Source organism: Helicobacter cetorum MIT 99-5656, from assembly GCF_000259275.1.
GTDB lineage: Bacteria > Campylobacterota > Campylobacteria > Campylobacterales > Helicobacteraceae > Helicobacter > Helicobacter cetorum.
Map to the genome: position 1 here is coordinate 215,409 of NC_017735.1, position 15,268 is coordinate 230,676.

The following is a 15,268-nucleotide window of genomic DNA, read 5'->3' on the forward strand; positions in this document are numbered from 1 at the left end:
AAGGAATATTGATGAAAAAAACCTTTATTTCTTTGTATTTAGTCAATTTTATTGCACCTATTGAAGTCTTTAGTCATCCTAAAGATGGCTTTTTTATAGAAGCAGGGTTTGAAACAGGGTTGTTGCAAACTAAAGAAAGATTAATCCAAAAACCTAACAACCCTTTTGATTCTAACGCACACCGCTTGAATGGGATTGGAAAAAACGAAAAGAAACAAGAAAACAATAAAGAAAAACCGATTAAAGCCACGCAAACAAATACTCAAAAGAATGAAAAACAAGGTAATGAAAACACCGAAACCATTATTGATGTTCCTAAAGATAGCGTTATTATAGATGAAGCCCCTACTAAAAACAATCCTAATGGCGAAAGCATTATTGAAGTTCCAAGTAATGATGGCAAGATTAAAACAAATACTAAAATTGATATTGATGGCAAAGAAATGCAAGCTGAGAAAATCGCTCCTAATGTGGTGGAAGTAAATGGGGGGGACATGACGCAAAATGATGTTCCTAATGATTCACCTACTCAAAGTGCGAGTGAAGGGGCGAGCAAGGATACTTATCCTACTTTAAACAATTCAAATAGTAATACTCTAAATCATACAAGTCATTTCACAAGCCCAGACTTAAGCCAAAAAACCACGCAGCTACTCACGGATAGCAATGTTACTGATTACTACAATGCTTTCACTACATTACGACCTATAAAAACGATGTTGCTTGATAAAAGTGCCAAAACAAACTTACCCCAAGAAACCACATGGTCTACTAACGCTAATTCCTTAGATAATACCACTGCATTAAATAAAGACAATTTGGTTAATCAAGATATTGTGATACAAAATTTCTTGCCTTATGATGTGAATAATGTTGTATTAGTCATTCAAGCCAAAGACAATCAAGGCAATATTAAAGAAATACCCCTAGCTAATTTTGATAGCATTTCTAAAAACACGGAAATTAAAATTGATGCAAGCATGCTTAAAAATTTAGAGCATTTAAACGGAAGTGTAGATATTTATGACTTTAAATTTAAAACCACCACTAATTCAAACGAAGAGACTAAGCGTATTTTTACAGCCCTTGAAGGCATTAAAACCAATATTCAAGGGCGTTTTAATGACGACCCAATGGTCTATGGTTACCAACGCTATTGCGGTGATAACTGCTATACTAAAATCAATCAAACGAGCGCACAACACTATGTAAATGCCCTGCTGAATATGGCGTATGTGATTGACTCACCTGAATGGAAAAATGCCATTGACAATGCTACCTTTAGCTTTATTCATAGGGGACATTTAGTAGAACATCAAGAAGTAGTAGATAGCTTTAGAAAAGATAGCAACTTTTTTAGATTTAAGGCCTTGCGTAATGACACAGAAACCACAACGCTTTGGGGATTAGCTACACCCACAATGCTTTCTGTTACAGAAAAAGTTTTAGACCCCACTTATACCAGCATTCATGTTGACCCCAAATTAGCTCATAATGACCCCTATGCAAGCTATGGCACGCTAAGTGAACGCTTTAAATTCCATGTGCTTTTGCATGAATATTCGCACACCAAAGGCTACTTCGGGCATAGTGCTAGTATGACAGGCTATGGTGCCAATAGTTTTGCTGGCATTTCGACTAATGTGTGGACAGCCCTTAATGAAAGCAATAAATTACCCATAGATTATAAAGGCTTACAAGCAAGGGGAGAAAGAATAGGCAAGTATGGAGCTATCCAAAACCAATTTGCTCTACTCTCAACCCTAGACACTAATTTAAACCAATTTATGAGTGCCATATCTAGTTTTAGCAACAGAAACAATCCCATTCAAAACCAAACCTACTCAAATGTAATGCTAGGCTTTAACGCTAAAATGGGGTATCAAAAATATCTCAATAATTATGTGGGCTTTGCCTACTATACCATCATAAAATACAATTACTCTAAAAGTTCTGGTTATGCTGGAGTGATTCAACAAGTGGGTGCTGGGGGTGGGATAGATTTGCTATTAGATTTTCATACCAAGTTTAGTGGTAAGAGTATTAAAAGCACATTAGGTGTATTTGGCGGTTTAAGGGGGTTATATAATGGCTATAGTTTGCTTAAAAATGTGTTTAATACAGGAAATCTAGATGTGGTAAGTGGATTAAACTATCGCTACAAAAAATCTAAATATTCTGTAGGCATAGCCATTCCTTTGGTACAACAAAATTTAAAACTATCTTTAAATGATAGTGTAGGAGTAAAAGAAATCACTTTAAAAGAAGGTTCAAGCCATTTTAAGGTGTTTTTTAATTATGGGTGGGTGTTTTAGTGCGGAATAAATTGATAAAAATAATATTTTTTAAATAAAAGCGTTATTTTTATTTTATTTTCGTATAATAAAATTTTAAGTTAGTGTTGATGACCATACACTAAAAATTTATTAATCTTAATGGTGTGATAAAATCAACTATTCTTAATAAAACCAATAACCTTAAATATTCAAAACAATACAAAAAGGGAAATTATGTATGGAGCTTATCCTATAAAAACCAATCTTTTTAGTCCTTTTACCCCCTTAAAAACCCCTAAACTCCAAGCTAAATTCTTAAGGCGCATGTTTGTAAGCGCTTCTATTAGGCGTTGGAATGACCAATCATGCCCTTTAGAGTTTGTAGAATTAGACAAGCAAGCCCACAAAGCCATGATTATGTATTTGCTCGCTAAGGATTTAATCCATAGGGGTAAAAAAATAGATTTAGATATTTTGATTAAATATTTTTGCTTTGAATTTTTAGCTCGGGTGGTGCTTACTGATATTAAACCCCCTATTTTTTACAGGCTTCAAAAAACCCACAATAAAGAATTGGCTCATTATGTTGCAGAAAGCTTGAAAGATGAGATTAAAGACTATTTTTGTTTAGAAGAATTGCAAAATTATTTGAGAGAGACCCCTAACCATTTAGAAGCCCAGATTTTACAAAGTGCACATTTTTACGCTTCTAAGTGGGAGTTTGATATTATCTATCATTTCAACCCTAACATGTATGGTGTGAAAGAAATAAAAGAAAAAATTGATAAACAACTCAAAAGCAACGAACATTTATTTGAAGGGCTTTTTGGCGAAAAAGAAGATTTAAAAAAAATGGTGAGCATGTTTGGGCAATTGCGTTTTCAGAAGCGTTGGAGTCAAACCCCAAGAGTGCCAGAAACGAGTGTGTTAGGGCATACACTCTGTGTAGCTCTGATAGCCTATTTACTGAGCTTTGATTTAAATACTTGTAAAAGCATGCGAATCAATCATTTTTTGGGCGGGCTTTTTCATGATTTACCTGAAATTTTAACACGAGACATCATTACCCCCATTAAGCGAAGCGTTGTAGGGCTTGATGATTGCATTAAAGAAATTGAAAAAGAAGAAATGCAAGAAAAGGTCTATTCGCTTGTCTCACAAAGCGTGCAAGAAGATTTAAGGTATTTCACCGAAAATGAATTTAAAAACCGCTACAAAGACAAATCTCATCAAATTGTTTTTACTAAAGACGCTAAGGAATTATTTGCACTTTATAATCAAGATGAATATGAAGGGGTTTGTGGGGAGCTTTTAAAAGTGTGCGACCATTTGAGTGCTTTTTTAGAAGCTAAAATCTCTCTTTCTCATGGCATTTCTAGCGCCGACTTAATCAATGGTTTTAGGAATGTTTATAAACTCCGTAAAGACACACAAATTTGTGGCTTAGATTTAGGGGCGTTGTTTAGGGATTTTGAATAGATTAAGCACGCATTAAATAGAGCTTTTTTCTCTCGCTTGAAGAAGCAATATTGAGCAATTGGCGGTATTTTGTAATGGTTCTTCTCACCATTTTTAGATGGAATTTTTCTTCAATGAGTTCTAAAATCTTAGCATCGCTCAAAGGCTTTTTCTTATTTTCATTATTAATCAATTCCAAAAGATAGTCTTTAATCACAGCGTTTGAAGTCTCACTATTGTCTAATGCAATGCTAAAGAAACTCTTAATAGGAAAAACCCCCCTTTCACATGCTAAATATTTATTAGAAATAGCCCTTGAAATCGTGCTTACAGAATGGTTAAATTCATTGGCTAAATCCAGTAGTCTTAAGGGGCGTAGCTCTTTACCCTTAAAAAAATCGTATTGATACTCTAAAAGCATGAGCCCGATTTTATAGATGGTGGCTTTTCTCAAATTCAAGGCATCAATCAAATCCTTGGCTTCTTTTAATTTTTCTTTCAAATAATTTGTGTCTTTGAAATGCGTTTCTTCTAAGCTAATCACAGGGTAGCTCTCATCATTCAACCGCACCACTATTTCATTATCCACTTCCATAATAAAAAGCTCAGGAATGACTTCTTTTTCTCTTTCTAAAAACTCAATAGCTGGGGGGTTTTTAAAGGATTTTAAAATTTTTAAAGCTTTTTCATAATAAAAATCTTTAGAAAATTCATGGTGCTTTTCTAAATGCAAAATAATCTTTTGAACTTCTTCATAAAGCTCGTTATTCTCTAGCTCCCTACTCTCTAACTGGAATAAAAAACTTTCTTTGACACTCTTTGCCCCAACGCCAGCTGGGGTAAGATAGCTAAAACGCTTACGCACTTTCTCATACATTCCACTCTCAACGCCTAAAATCCTAGCCCTTTCTCCAACGCTCTCTTCAAAATACCCTTCGCTATTTAGCCCACCGATAATATCCATTGCGATTTTCTGAGAGATTTCGGTAGGAAATAGGGGGGCGATAATTTGAGCTTGCAAGGTCTCAAAAAGGCTTTTTGGTGCGATACTAAAATTCTCTAAATTATCGCTTGAACTCCGCAAACTAAATTGCTCGCTAAAGCTTTTAACCCGCTTGTTTTCAATTTTGATTAAGGGGTTAGTGAGTGCGTTTTCTTTTAAAACTTCTTCTAAGTCTTCAAGCTCGCTTTGTAAAATAGGAAGCCAGCTTTTCAAAGTAGCGTTTAATTTGCTTTTAGGAGTAAGGTTTGTGCGTAAAATTGCCATTGACTTATGCCTTAAAATGCTCCCCTAAGTAATACTTACGCACCAACGCATTCTCATAAATTTCACTAGCATTTCCGCTCGCTAGAAGCGTGCCACTTTTAATCACATACGCTCTATGGCACACGCTCAAGGTCTCTCGCACATTATGATCTGTGATTAACACGCCGATGTTTAATTCCACTAAGCTTTCAATAATTTTTTGAATATCAATCACCGCAATGGGGTCTACCCCAGCAAATGGCTCATCTAGCAACACAAACTTAGGGTTTTTCATCAAAGCCCTTGCGATTTCTACACGCCTTCTTTCTCCCCCACTCAAGCTCATGCCTTTGCGTTTTCTAATGGCTTGGATATTAAAAGCATCAAGCATTTGCTCCATCTTTTCTTCGCTTTCTTTGGAACTCTTAAAGGTGGTCTCCCCTGCTAGGGCTAAATTCTCTTCTACGCTTAATTCTTTAAAAATACTTGATTCTTGGGGTAAGTAGCCTATGCCTAAGTTAGAACGCTTGTGTAAAGGGTATTTAGCGAGATTTACATCGTTTAAAAAAACATTCCCCCCACTAGGCTCTAAAAGTCCGCATATCATGTAAAATGTGGTTGTTTTACCCGCTCCATTAGGTCCTAGAAGCCCCACTACTTCGCCACTTTTGACTTCCAAAGAAACATCTGAAACAATCTTAGTTTTTTTGATTTGTTTGTTTAAATGCTCTGCTTTTAAAATATCCATTCAAGCGACCCTTATTGTATAAAAGCGGTTTGTTAGCTCTGTTTTGATTTCTACAACCTTAATAGCTAAATCGTATTTTTTTAAAATTTTTTCTAATTTTTCATCGCCCCATTCTACAAAATGAATCCCTTTTTCTAACAAGCACTCTAGCATGCCAAGTCTCAAACAAGTTTCTAAATCACGCATATAAAAATCATAATGAAACACGCTTTCACTATAAGCGTGCATTAAACTAAAGGTCGGCGAAGTAGCCTGCTTGTCTAAACCCAAATATTTTAAGCAAGCTTGAACTAAGGTCGTTTTACCGCTTCCTACAACGCCTTTTAAAAAAACCACCCCCATAAAATTATCTTTCAAAATTTCAGAAGCAATCTTATCTAGCTCATCTAAATTCGCTCTCATAGTAGCTCCACGCTTTTAACCCCAAACTCACTCTTAATCTCTTCAATGAGTTGCGAATGATGAGTAACAAATTCTTGTAATTCTGTAAGGGGGGTTTCTTTTTCTATCGTTTGTGCTTCAACTTCCTTATTCTCAGTGGCTTGTCGTTCAGTAGCTTGTAGTTTCTCTTTAACTTTATTTTGTGGCTCCATTAAGGGGGGTCTAGCACTTTGATTTTTTTGAATTTCATTTTCTACACTCTCTTTTTGAGTTTTTAGAGCGACTTTAACCTTACTACCCTTAGCATAGATTTCATCAACAATATTTTTTACAACCACAAAATGCTGTTTTAAAAGCTCTTTGTCTTTACCAGTTGCTAGAGACTCCCAAGTGAGTGTTTTAGTATTACTATCAAAATCCACAAAACAAATATTTTTTTCAAACACAGCCCCTAATTCATAGTTTCGCTCATAAACTAATTTTTGAACTTGCTTGAATAAATTCTGAAAAATTTGTTCTTTGGCTGATAGCGTAGAAGCTTGTAGGGTTTTTTCTTGTGAAGTTTCTAAAATTTTGGTTTCTAAGCTTTCTTTTTCTATTCTTGGAGTTTCCTTTTTAGGGGCGTTATGGTTTATTGTAGGGTTTTGATTTAAGGGGGATTGAGAGATTTTTTCTTTAGTTTGTTCTAATTCTAAAATCGCATCATCTAAGGCTTTAAGCTTCAAGGCTTCTTTAAATTTCATTTTTAATAATAACAGCACAAAGCTAGAATTTGCCCCTTCTTTTAAAAGACTCAAGCTACTCATAATGATTTTAAAAAACCGCTCTATCAAAATTAACGAATAGGAGCTAGGACTTAATAACTTTGCTTTCAAAAAAAGCATCATTTCTTCTAAAACGCCTTCTGTTTCATAATTTTCTAAAATTTCATAACGCTCTTGCAATAAGGCTTCATCTTGATTGATTAAACTTTGAAAAAAGTCTTCTAATACGCTTCTATCAATCGCCCCTAACATTTCAGCCACTTTGCTCTCTGTAATAGAATTATCACAATAATTTATGGCTTGTTCTAAAAGAGTGAGCGTATCTCTCAAGCTTCCTTGTCCACTGTGAGCTAGTTTTTCTAACGCACTCTCTTCATAACCCACTTTTTCTTTTTCTAAAATGGTTTTTAAATGGGCTATTACAGAATTTTCAGGGATTTTTTTAAACCTAAAATGCTGGGTGCGACTGAGTATGGTAGCGGGTAATTTCAAAGCATCAGTAGTCGCTAGAAGAAATTTCACATGACTAGGGGGTTCTTCTAAAGTCTTTAAAAGAGCGTTAAACGCTTCTGTGGTAAACATATGCACTTCATCAATGATAAAGATTTTATAACGCCCAAAGCTTGGTTTGTAGCGGGTTTGCTCTATGAGATTACGCACATCATCAATCCCCCTATTAGAAGCCCCATCCATCTCTATAATATCAATATGATGGTTGTTTAAAGCACTCTCACACTGAATGCAAGTATCACAAGGCACAGCTTTTGGTCCCACTTCACACATCAACGCTCTGGCAAAAATCCTAGAAGAGCTTGTTTTACCAGAACCTCTTAACCCACTAAATAAATAAGCGTTAGCCAAACGCTTATTATCTAGGGCTAAAGAAAGCGTTTTGGCTACACTATCTTGTCCTACTAGCTCGCTAAAATGTTTGGGGCGGTATTTTAACGCTAAGACTCGCATGTCTATTATCATCCTTAACTTAGAACTCATTTAGAGATATTGTAATGCAAAATGACTTAAAACTCACAAAGCCCCCCCCCAAAGCAAAACCATGAAAGCATAATGTGAAAGCAAATAAGGATAAAAACTATAAAACTAACGGTGCAGTAATAAAACCTAGTGCCACACTCAAAGACACGATTAAAACCCCAGGAATCAAAAACGAATGGTCAAACACATAACGCCCCATTTTCGTGGTGCCGGTATTATCCATAGCAATCGCTCCTAGCAAGGTGGGGTAAGTAGGTAACACAAATAATGCCGAGACGCTTGCAAAAGAAGCCACAATAATATACAAATGTTCTGTATTATTTGCACTAATACCCAAAGCCATAATCACGCTTGGAATGAGTGCTTTAGAAGTAGCGGCTTGTGAATATAAAAGCATGGAAGCAAAAAAGAGTGCCACTGCAAGCAAAAACGGATAATCCGCAATCAAAAAAGAAGCGTAATGCTTGATTTCATCTATATGATTACTCACAAAAGTATCGCCTAGCCATGCAACTCCTAGCACGCATACGCATGCTTGCATACCGGATTTAAACACACTTGTTTGTGAAATATCATTAGGGTTTAGCTTGCATAATAACACCATTAAAGTAGCCACACTCAACATGAAACACACAATCGCATAATCTCTACCTAAAATCACTGGCTCAATTAGAGCGATATTTTTAGAAATCGCACTCGCATAACAAACAATCGCCACAACCCCACCTATAAAAATCCATACCGACAATTTGGCACTCTTAGACACTTCTTTTTCTGCTTGAATAGTGGGGGGCGAAATTTTACCCTGTTTTAGACGCTTCAAATAAATGGGGTCGCTATCTAATCTCAAATTCGTAAAACTCATCATAAAGGCGGTGAGTATGCATGCTAAAAAAGTCGTAGAAATCCAAATCATTAAAAGCGTGAGATAGCTTGCCCCTAAAGGCTCTAAAATGCCACTCATAAACACCACAGCCGCACTTACAGGGCTTGCTGTAATGGCTACTTGACTAGACACTACCGCTAAACTTAAAGGCACTTTGGGTTTGATATTTTGACTTTGGCTCACTTCAACAATTACAGGCATCAAGCAAAATGCTGTATGCCCTGTACCAGCTAGAAGGGTTAAAAAATACGCCACGCTTGGAGCAAAATAATTGATTTGCTTGGGGTGTTTTTTTAAAAATTTTTCAGCGATTTTGACTAAGTAATCTAAGCCCCCAGCACTTTGCATCGCACTTATAGCACTAATGACTGCCATAATCACTAAAATCACATCAAAAGGAATCCTGCCAGGATTTAGTCCTAAAAATAAGCAAAGCACAAGCACGCCCAAGCCCCCCGCATAGCCTACCCCTAAGCCCCCAAGCCTAGCCCCTAAAAAAAGTGAAAAAAGTAACACTACAATTTGAAAAAAGGTATCCATGAGTTAACCCTTTTTAAATTTATTTTAGCAACAATCTACTATACTACAAAAATCTTTAAATTTCAAAAGGTGGTCTATAATGAGAAGGTTTTTGAAATTTCTAATTCTTTTACTTTGTTTTAAGGGGCAACTTATGGCTCAAAATCTACCTACAATTGCTTTACTAGCGACAGGGGGAACTATTGCTGGGAGTGGTATAAGTGCGAGTGCGAATAGCTATAAGAGTGGTGAATTAAGCGTTAAGGAGCTTATTAGTGCCATTCCTAATCTCAATAAACTCGCTCATATTAAGGGGGAGCAAATTTCAAATATCGGTTCACAAGATATGAATGAAGCCATATGGTTCAAGCTAGCCAGACGCATTCAAGAGCTATTAGAAGATAGCCGTATTCAAGGCGTAGTCATTACGCATGGCACAGATACCTTAGAAGAGAGTGCATATTTTTTGAACTTGGTTTTACACTCCACAAAACCCGTTGTATTAGTGGGAGCGATGCGTAATTCTACTTCTTTGAGCGCTGATGGCGCTCTTAATTTATACAACGCTGTGAGTGTGGCTATTCATAAACAGAGTGCGAATAAAGGCGTTCTAGTGGTAATGGATGACACCATTTTTAGTGCTAGAGAAGTTGCTAAAACACATACCACACACACTTCCACTTTTAAAGCCCTAAATAGCGGTGCTATAGGAAGCGTGTATTACGCCAAAGTGCGTTATTACATGCAACCTTTAAGAAAACACACTATCAAGAGTGAATTTTCTATTCACGAATTGAAAAAACCCCTACCTAGAGTGGATATTATCTACACGCATGCTGGCATGACTTCAGATTTGCTTCAAGCAAGTATCAATTCGCATGCTCAAGGCATAGTTATTGCTGGGGTGGGCAATGGAAATGTGAGTGTTGAGTTTTTAAAAATGATGCGACAAGCAAGCAAACTTGGAGTGGTCATAGTGCGTTCAAGCAGGGTGGGAAGTGGCGAGACTACATCAGGCGAAATTGATGACAAAGCTTATGGCTTCATCACAAGCGATAATCTCAACCCACAAAAAGCTAGAGTGCTTTTACAACTAGCCTTAAGCAAAACAAAGAATAAGGAAAAAATCCAAGAGATGTTTGAAGAATACTAACTTACTTCAAACAAATGAGAGTATCAAAGCCTTAACTCTCTCATTTAGAAGCTTTGTCTTTTGACTCGTCATGCTTTTTTGTGGCATGTTCTTCGTGTTTGTCTGCAGTTTGATTGTCATGTTCATGGTGCTTGTGTTTTTCATGCTCATCATGTTTTTCATGTTTATCGTGGGTGTGGTGCTTATGCTCGTGATGTTTGTGTTTGTTCTTGCAACCACATGATTTGAGTCCAAGCTCTTTATCCATGCTTTTCATACCATGCTTATCAAGCTCTTCTTGAACCGCCTTTTTATGTGCTTCAAACTCTGCCACGGTCATATTATCGGTGTTTTTAATTGCATATTCATGCAATTGCTTATGAAATTCTGCACGCTTTTCTTTAGACATCTTTTTCATACGCATTCTCAATTCTTTTTTGTAATCTACAATATCCTTTGGAGCGACAATTCCAGCCATTTTTGCTAAATCTACATCGCTAGTCTTACTAAAATCTGTCGCATTTAAAGCTACAAATAACAAAGCACAAACCGAAAGGGTTCTTAACATTTTCATTCTTGTATCCTTATTTTAAAATTTTTAAAACTCACTTACTTGGGAGAGCAGTGCTTTTCTTTCTTTTTGGCTTTACACCAAACTTTTCTCACATCACCACTACAAACGCTCACATTAAGCCCTTTTTCCTTAATTTCTTCAGTACTTAAAGCTTTGGTTTTTTCTTCTAGTTCTTTACGCACTTCTTCACGCATTTTTTTAAAATCTTCTTCACTCATTTTTGAAAGATTTTTTTTAGCCATTCTACTGAAACTCGCCCGAAATTTCTTAGCATCTTCAGCGTTCAAGACCTTAAGGCGTTTAGATACCTCCATACGATAATCAATCGCTTCACTAGAAGGGAGAGTTCCAGCTAATTTCAAAAGCTCTTTGTCCTTGAGAGTTGAAAAATCTCTAGCCCCTAAGACTTGTAACCCCAAAATGGCTATGCAAAAAATCAAGCCCTTTTTCATGCCAAATCCTTATGCTGTTAAAATTTTTGCCCATAATAAGCAAATCGCTCGCATTTTAGCATGTTAATTTTAATCCGCTCTCAAAAAGCCCTAGAAACAAGTAGGATTTGAAATTTTTTAGCCCTTTTTAAAAAACTTATTTATTTGTTTTTAAGAAGTTTTATTGGATTATAACAAACGATAAACTAACAATTTGAAGCGAATCATTTGGAGATTATTATGGATTACCATAAAATAAGAAACTATGGCCTAGGCTTGTTAATTGTCGGTGTCATTACCGCCCTAGCTCTTTATATCGCACAATTTTCTTTTTTAAAAACAAATCATATTTCCGCTCTTTTAATAGGGGTTTTATTAGGGTTAATAGGCTCTTTCATTTACCCTAAGTATTCTCATCATATGAATAATGGGGTGCAATTAAGTGCGAAAAAACTCTTGCGTTTGGGGGTCATTCTTTATGGTTTTAAAGTGAGTGTAACAGAGATTTTAAGCTATGGTTTTTCGCCCCTATTTATCGCTCTTTTTGTAGTGGTTGCAATCTTTTTTATGGGGGTCTTGTTGGGTAATAAACTAGGGCTTGATAAAGAAACTTCCATGCTTGTTTCTATAGGTAGTGCAATTTGTGGGGCAGCGGCTGTGCTTGCGTTAGAAGGGGTGTTAAAATCCAAACCTTTTAAAAGCATTGTAGCTGTAGGCACGGTGATTGTCTTTGGATTATTCTCTATGTTTTTATACCCTTTTGTTTATCATCTAGGCATTATTCCTTTAAACCCCATGCAAGAAGGCGTGTATATCGGTGCGACTTTACATGAAGTGGCAAATGTTGTGGGGGCAGCTAGTTCTGTTTCATTAGAAGCTGAAAAAATAGCCATTACGATTAAAATGGTGCGTGTGATTTTACTTATTCCTCTATTGCTTGGCATTTCTCTTTATTTAGCTAAAAGCAACCAAAACACAGAAAAAACAAAAATACAAATCCCGTGGTTTGCATTCATGTTTTTAGGCATGGTCATTCTTCATTCTTATTTACCTTTATTCACAAAGGGCGTTATAAACCCCCAAATTTTAGAAAAAACTTTTGAAACTTTACGCCAAATTTCAGAAATTTGTCTCATCATGGCTATGAGTGCTTTAGGGCTTCAAGTAGATGTAAAGAATTTTCTCTCTAATGGTAGCAAGGCATTTTTGTTAGCTTTCATTTTGTTTATAGGGTTAGTTATAGGGGGGTTATTTTTAGTGAAAGGACTTGTATAAAATGTGGGTGATTTTTATAAAAGGGTTTAGTCTAGCTATCTCTTTATGTGCAGCTGTAGGGGCACAATCCTTATTCATTATAGAGCAAGGCATGGCTAGAAATTATGTGTTTTTAATTTGTGCTTTGTGTTTTATGTGTGATATTTTGCTTATGAGTATGGGGGTGTTTGGTGTAGGGGCTTATTTTGCTAAAAACCTTTATTTAAGCTTGTTTTTAAACTTATTTGGAGCGGCTTTTACAGGATTTTATGCTTTTTTAGCTTTTAAAACCCTTTTTCAAACTTTCAAAAACAAGCAAGTTCAAACCCCAAGAAAACTATCCTTAAAAAAGACCTTGTTATTTACTTTAGGCGTTACCTTGCTCAATCCGCAAGTGTATTTAGAAATGGTGTTTTTAATCGGAGCAAGTGCCTTGTCTTTTAATTTCACTCAAAAATTTGTCTTTTTAATAGGCACATTATCAGCAGCTTTATTTTGGCTTTCATTATTATGCACCCTATCCTTACGCTATGGCTCTATACTCTTAAACAATCAAAAAATCTTTATGGGTGTGAATCTCTTAGTAACAGCCATTATGGGAACTCTCAGCGTTACTTTATTCAGAGCTTTCTTAGCTACGCTAAGTAAAATCTAAAACAAAAACGCATAGCTTACAAAGAGTTCTTTATTCCTAAAAACGCTGAAATTTTGCCGAATAGTTTGTTGCTGCCATGCGTTGCTAGAGCCAAAATTCTTCCAGCTTTGAGCGTTCAAACTATAATAGGGTATCTTTAGCCCCACATTCAGGCGGTTGTGCTTACCCACATACAAAGAACCCCCAAAATTCACAAAAAACCCCCCACCAGCCGCAAAAAATTTATCATTTTGCTGTGTGTTTTGATTTTTCCACTGAGGACTCCATAATATTGCGTATTCCACCCCACCCCCAGCAAATATACCTATCTTTAAAAACAGCATTTTTTTTGTTTTCAAAGCATGTTTTAAGAGTGTGTCTATAGGCAAATTAACAAACACATTCATGTTTAAACTAAACGCCATAAAATGAGCGTTATTAAAAAGGAAGTTTTGGGGGCTTGGGGTTTTTTGTAAAATTAAAGAGCCTTGTTGTTGCGATTTAGGGTCATAGGTTTTAATCGTGTTTGGGTCATAATTCTGTTTTTCTAAAAGGGTATTAGACCCCACTTTTTGACCTAATTGAGCCTTAGCGTATTCTACGCCCCCCCACACCCTTAAACCCAAAATGTGGTATTTGTCTATGGATATTTCATCACCTATTTGACCTGTATAAGATAAGTTCTTACCCCCCTTATAATGGGCTTGTAGTTTCTCTTCATAACACACGCTATTAGGACAAGTAGGGTTATCTTTGTAGGCTTGTTGGGTCATTGTGGTATGTGTGCCAGCTCCTGTGCCTAGTCTAAAGCCTAAATAAATATGATTTTTAGTTTTAAAAAAAGGGGTTTTTTCAGCAGCATTAACCCCTAACACCCCCAAACTAGCTAAAAAAATAACCGCTTTTAAACGCTTTTTTGATTCAATTCTACCCATAATGGCACTTCACTTTGTAACATCTCTTGACTAAAAAATTCTTCTATACTCTCTCGCATGCTTTTTATCTCTGTAAGGGTATTGACGCAATTACGAAAAGCACTCGCCCCCATTTCGCCCTTAGCATAAGCATGCAAATTCTTCCTAAACATTATAACCCCCCTTGCCCCATAAAACTCCACCATTTTATCAAAATGCTCTAAAACCAAGTCCTTTTTCACCACAGCGGGCAACTCGGTGGTGTTGTTTCTAATCTGCCAAAATATCCATGGGGCTCTTAAGGCCGCTCGCCCTATCATAAGCCCATTAGCGTTGGTCTTTTCTAAAACTTCAAAAGCTTTTTTAACGCTGTCAATTTCGCCATTTGCCATAACAGGCACTTTTAAAATTTCTTTCATTAAAGCAATGCTTTCATAATCAATCTTATCTTTTTGATACCTATCACTTCGCGTTCTTCCATGCACGACTACATAATCAATCGGAGCGTCATTTAAAGCCTGAGCGATTTCTGTAGGAATTTTTTTATCAAAGCCTAAACGCACTTTCACGCTTGTGATTTTTTTAGTCGTGTTTTCTCTAATCACTTTGAGCAATTTCACCAGATGATTTAAATCTTTTAATAACCCGCTACCATTACCATGATTAGCCACCTTAGGAGCAGGACAACCGCAATTAAAATCAATCCCACTTACATGTTCTAAGGCATTGATTTTTTCAACCGCTTCTTTAACAACACTTTCTTTAGAGCCTGAGATTTGTGCCATAAAGTTGTCTTCTAAGCTAGATTTTTCTAACATCTTAGAAGTTTTATCAAACGCATACACTAGCGAATGCGAACTAACCATTTCACTTGTGGTAACATCGACGCCAAACTTTTTCACCACACTTCTAAAAGGCAAGTCTGTATAACCAGCCAAGGGGGCTAAAAAAAGCCATTTTTTAGGATTATTCTTAAAGTCCATAAATTCTCGTATAAAAGTTTTTCGTTATATTGACACAATTAAGGTTAAAAAGTGCTTTAAAAATTACAACCATTT

General features: G+C 36.2%; 14 protein-coding genes. 5 read left to right on the forward strand and 9 right to left on the reverse strand.

The features are described 5' to 3' along the window. Positions 1–11: 11 nt before the first annotated feature. Positions 12–2,315, forward strand: a complete 2,304-nt coding sequence (locus HCD_RS08715; RefSeq protein WP_014658775.1) for a putative outer membrane protein — start codon at positions 12–14, stop codon at positions 2,313–2,315. A gap of 195 nt (positions 2,316–2,510) precedes the next feature. Beyond that, the gene (locus HCD_RS01080) at positions 2,511–3,755 is read left to right on the forward strand and encodes an HD domain-containing protein (protein ID WP_014658776.1); all 1,245 of its coding nucleotides are present in this window, start codon (positions 2,511–2,513) and stop codon (positions 3,753–3,755) included. A 1-nt stretch (position 3,756) separates the two neighbouring features. On the opposite strand, the gene HCD_RS01085 is transcribed toward HCD_RS01080, so the two are convergent. From HCD_RS01085 to HCD_RS01105, 5 genes are all read right to left on the reverse strand, one after another. Continuing rightward, complete coding sequence (locus tag HCD_RS01085) at positions 3,757–5,001, reverse strand: RNA polymerase factor sigma-54 (protein WP_014658777.1); 1,245 nt, start codon at positions 4,999–5,001, stop codon at positions 3,757–3,759. A 4-nt stretch (positions 5,002–5,005) separates the two neighbouring features. After that, positions 5,006–5,728, reverse strand: coding sequence for an LPS export ABC transporter ATP-binding protein (gene lptB, locus HCD_RS01090; RefSeq protein ID WP_014658778.1), 723 nt, complete (start codon positions 5,726–5,728; stop codon positions 5,006–5,008). Continuing rightward, positions 5,729–6,130, reverse strand: coding sequence for a tRNA (adenosine(37)-N6)-threonylcarbamoyltransferase complex ATPase subunit type 1 TsaE (gene tsaE / locus HCD_RS01095; RefSeq protein WP_014658779.1), 402 nt, complete (start codon positions 6,128–6,130; stop codon positions 5,729–5,731). It abuts the gene before it with no gap. Further along, positions 6,127–7,836 (reverse strand): DNA polymerase III subunit gamma/tau, encoded by a 1,710-nt coding sequence (locus tag HCD_RS01100; protein WP_014658780.1) that lies wholly within the window; start codon positions 7,834–7,836, stop codon positions 6,127–6,129. The genes tsaE and HCD_RS01100 overlap by 4 nt, the downstream gene beginning before the upstream one ends. A 127-nt stretch (positions 7,837–7,963) precedes the next feature. Next, positions 7,964–9,292, reverse strand: a complete 1,329-nt coding sequence (locus HCD_RS01105; RefSeq protein ID WP_014658781.1) for an anaerobic C4-dicarboxylate transporter — start codon at positions 9,290–9,292, stop codon at positions 7,964–7,966. Between the two features lie 79 nt (positions 9,293–9,371). Here HCD_RS01105 and HCD_RS01110 point away from each other — a divergent pair, with 79 nt between their 5' ends. Beyond that, positions 9,372–10,424, forward strand: coding sequence for a type II asparaginase (locus HCD_RS01110; RefSeq protein ID WP_041594805.1), 1,053 nt, complete (start codon positions 9,372–9,374; stop codon positions 10,422–10,424). 40 nt (positions 10,425–10,464) lie between these two features. On the opposite strand, the gene HCD_RS01115 is transcribed toward HCD_RS01110, so the two are convergent. Both HCD_RS01115 and HCD_RS01120 read right to left on the reverse strand, forming a co-directional pair. Beyond that, positions 10,465–10,977 carry a DUF1104 domain-containing protein gene (locus tag HCD_RS01115; RefSeq protein ID WP_014658783.1) on the reverse strand — a complete coding sequence of 171 codons (513 nt, stop codon included), beginning with the start codon at positions 10,975–10,977 and terminating at the stop codon, positions 10,465–10,467. A gap of 35 nt (positions 10,978–11,012) precedes the next feature. Continuing rightward, entirely contained in the window at positions 11,013–11,429 is a 417-nt protein-coding gene (locus HCD_RS01120) for a DUF1104 domain-containing protein (RefSeq protein ID WP_014658784.1), read from the reverse strand. 219 nt (positions 11,430–11,648) lie between these two features. On the opposite strand from HCD_RS01120, the gene HCD_RS01125 reads away from it, so the two are divergent. Together HCD_RS01125 and HCD_RS01130 are read left to right on the forward strand one after the other, a co-directional pair. Further along, positions 11,649–12,683, forward strand: a complete 1,035-nt coding sequence (locus HCD_RS01125; protein WP_014658785.1) for a YeiH family protein — start codon at positions 11,649–11,651, stop codon at positions 12,681–12,683. A 1-nt stretch (position 12,684) separates the two neighbouring features. Continuing rightward, on the forward strand, positions 12,685–13,317 hold the full coding sequence (locus tag HCD_RS01130) for a LysE family transporter (protein WP_014658786.1): 633 nt from the start codon (positions 12,685–12,687) through the stop codon (positions 13,315–13,317). On the opposite strand, the gene HCD_RS01135 is transcribed toward HCD_RS01130, so the two are convergent. Continuing rightward, the gene (locus HCD_RS01135; protein WP_014658787.1) at positions 13,314–14,231 is read right to left on the reverse strand and encodes an outer membrane beta-barrel protein; all 918 of its coding nucleotides are present in this window, start codon (positions 14,229–14,231) and stop codon (positions 13,314–13,316) included. The two genes, HCD_RS01130 and HCD_RS01135, sit on opposite strands and share 4 nt — an antisense overlap. Continuing rightward, positions 14,201–15,193, reverse strand: coding sequence for a tRNA dihydrouridine synthase (locus HCD_RS01140; RefSeq protein ID WP_014658788.1), 993 nt, complete (start codon positions 15,191–15,193; stop codon positions 14,201–14,203). Before HCD_RS01140 ends, HCD_RS01135 begins: the two co-directional genes overlap by 31 nt. Between the last annotated feature and the right edge of the window lie 75 nt (positions 15,194–15,268).

Coding starts and splice junctions, on each gene's coding strand:
- HCD_RS01080 (WP_014658776.1), top strand. CDS start 2,511: ATGTATGGAGCTTATCCTATAAAAACCAATCTTTTTAGTCCTTTTACC.
- HCD_RS01130 (WP_014658786.1), top strand. CDS start 12,685: ATGTGGGTGATTTTTATAAAAGGGTTTAGTCTAGCTATCTCTTTATGT.
- HCD_RS01125 (WP_014658785.1), top strand. CDS start 11,649: ATGGATTACCATAAAATAAGAAACTATGGCCTAGGCTTGTTAATTGTC.
- HCD_RS08715 (WP_014658775.1), top strand. CDS start 12: ATGAAAAAAACCTTTATTTCTTTGTATTTAGTCAATTTTATTGCACCT.
- lptB (WP_014658778.1), bottom strand. CDS start 5,728: ATGGATATTTTAAAAGCAGAGCATTTAAACAAACAAATCAAAAAAACT.
- HCD_RS01100 (WP_014658780.1), bottom strand. CDS start 7,836: ATGCGAGTCTTAGCGTTAAAATACCGCCCCAAACATTTTAGCGAGCTA.
- tsaE (WP_014658779.1), bottom strand. CDS start 6,130: ATGAGAGCGAATTTAGATGAGCTAGATAAGATTGCTTCTGAAATTTTG.
- HCD_RS01085 (WP_014658777.1), bottom strand. CDS start 5,001: ATGGCAATTTTACGCACAAACCTTACTCCTAAAAGCAAATTAAACGCT.
- HCD_RS01140 (WP_014658788.1), bottom strand. CDS start 15,193: ATGGACTTTAAGAATAATCCTAAAAAATGGCTTTTTTTAGCCCCCTTG.
- HCD_RS01115 (WP_014658783.1), bottom strand. CDS start 10,977: ATGAAAATGTTAAGAACCCTTTCGGTTTGTGCTTTGTTATTTGTAGCT.
- HCD_RS01110 (WP_041594805.1), top strand. CDS start 9,372: ATGAGAAGGTTTTTGAAATTTCTAATTCTTTTACTTTGTTTTAAGGGG.
- HCD_RS01120 (WP_014658784.1), bottom strand. CDS start 11,429: ATGAAAAAGGGCTTGATTTTTTGCATAGCCATTTTGGGGTTACAAGTC.
- HCD_RS01105 (WP_014658781.1), bottom strand. CDS start 9,292: ATGGATACCTTTTTTCAAATTGTAGTGTTACTTTTTTCACTTTTTTTA.
- HCD_RS01135 (WP_014658787.1), bottom strand. CDS start 14,231: ATGGGTAGAATTGAATCAAAAAAGCGTTTAAAAGCGGTTATTTTTTTA.